General features: G+C 49.7%; 2 protein-coding genes. One reads left to right on the forward strand and one right to left on the reverse strand.

The window, feature by feature from the left end:
- The first annotated feature begins 340 nt into the window (after nt 1-340).
- The gene (locus ABYW01_RS21090; RefSeq protein ID WP_372836541.1) at nt 341-580 is read left to right on the forward strand and encodes a hypothetical protein; all 240 of its coding nucleotides are present in this window, start codon (nt 341-343) and stop codon (nt 578-580) included.
- 134 nt (nt 581-714) lie between these two features.
- On the opposite strand, the gene ABYW01_RS21095 is transcribed toward ABYW01_RS21090, so the two are convergent.
- Nucleotides 715-1,560, reverse strand: an 846-nt coding sequence (locus ABYW01_RS21095) for a 2-oxo acid dehydrogenase subunit E2 (RefSeq protein WP_372836543.1), incomplete at its 5' end; no start/stop codon positions are given.

Consider the following 1,560-nt stretch of genomic DNA (forward strand, 5'->3'; position numbering starts at 1 on the left):
CACAGGCGGTACCAGACGCACCCATGCGCCGTGCGCCATGACGCCTTTTGCCATTGCATGACCATCACCGGCCTGCGCAACAATTGAGAAGACCATTCCCGCGAACAACATAGCCATACTGCTTAACAGCTTAAACTTCATATTTCTCTCCCCAGATAGATACGTGCGCATCATAGCTGAGCCGCAACAAGCAAAGAAAGCACTCCGATGCGGCAGATTGTCGCGCCACACCGCATATAAGTACGAATATAGACTCAGGGCACGAATCCAGATTCATCTATTGCAAATGATAATGATTATCACTAATATCCACTCATACCCCTCACTTATGGAGCTAAATATGGCGTATATCATCGATGCCTGGCTGGACTGCCCACGCCCCTACCTGAAAGTCCTGAACAGTATTTCAGGTCGCGAAGTGCTCAAATTCGAATCGGGTGAACTCAATTACATGCTGGAAAATGGAGACATTTGCGTCGACGACCTGCGCACGACTAATCAACAAACACTGGAAGAGGTGGTTCGACAACTCGCGCTCTACAGCTGCCGAAAACAGATCCTGCAAACCGCACCCTCCTGACATTCAGACCGACTGTTCAACCCCAAACGACAGGCAAAAAAAACGGCGGGATAAACCGCCGTTTTTTTGTTATTCAATACCCTTAAAAAAGAAGCCCCCTTACGAGGGCTGAGCCAAGGGATTGGAAAACTGCTTTACAGGACCAAACGACGGATGTCGCTCAACAGGCTGTTCAGGTAGGTCAGGAATTTACCTGCATCACCGCCATTGATTGCGCGATGATCGTAAGACAAGCACAACGGCAACATCTTACGCGGTTCAAATTCCTTACCGTTCCAACGCGGTTCGATATCCGCCTTAGAAACACCCAGGATAGCCACTTCAGGCGCATTCACGATTGGGGTAAAACCTGTACCACCAATTCCGCCCAGGCTGGAGATGGTGAAGCACGCGCCCTGCATTTCGTTAGGCTTCAGCTTACGATCTTTCGCTTTACCGGCCAGCTCAATCGCTTCTTTGGACAGCTCATAGATGCTCTTCTTATCAGCATCTTTGATCACTGGAACCATCAGGCCATTTGGAGTATCAACTGCCATGCCAATGTTCACATACTTCTTGTAAACGATGTGTTCACCGTCTGCATGCAGAGACGCGTTGAACTTCGGATGCGCTTTCAACGCAATCGCGATCGCCTTGATCATGAACGGCAGCGGAGTCAGCTTAACGCCGGACTTAGCCGCTTCATCCTTCATAGACTTACGGAACTCTTCCAGTTCAGTAATATCAGCCTTATCAAACTGAGTCACGTGAGGGATGTTCAGCCAGCAGCGAGACATGTTATCGCGAGTTACTTTGGCGATCTTGGATAGCTTCTCAACTTCCACTTCACCAAACTTGCTGAAATCTACTTCCGGGATCGGCGGAATGCCGGATCCACCAGTTACTGCTGCAGCCGCAGGTTTCTCTGCCAGCTGTTTAAGCGCAGCTTTCACGTAGGTCTGAACGTCTTCTTTCAGGATACGGCCTTTTGGACCGGTACC

The sequence above is a fragment of the Pontibacterium sp. genome (assembly GCF_041587635.1).
GTDB lineage: Bacteria > Pseudomonadota > Gammaproteobacteria > Pseudomonadales > Balneatricaceae > Pontibacterium.

What these genes read in the sequence shown, in the direction of transcription:
- ABYW01_RS21090 (WP_372836541.1), top strand. Translation starts at nt 341, where the DNA reads ATGGCGTATATCATCGATGCCTGGCTGGACTGCCCACGCCCCTACCTG.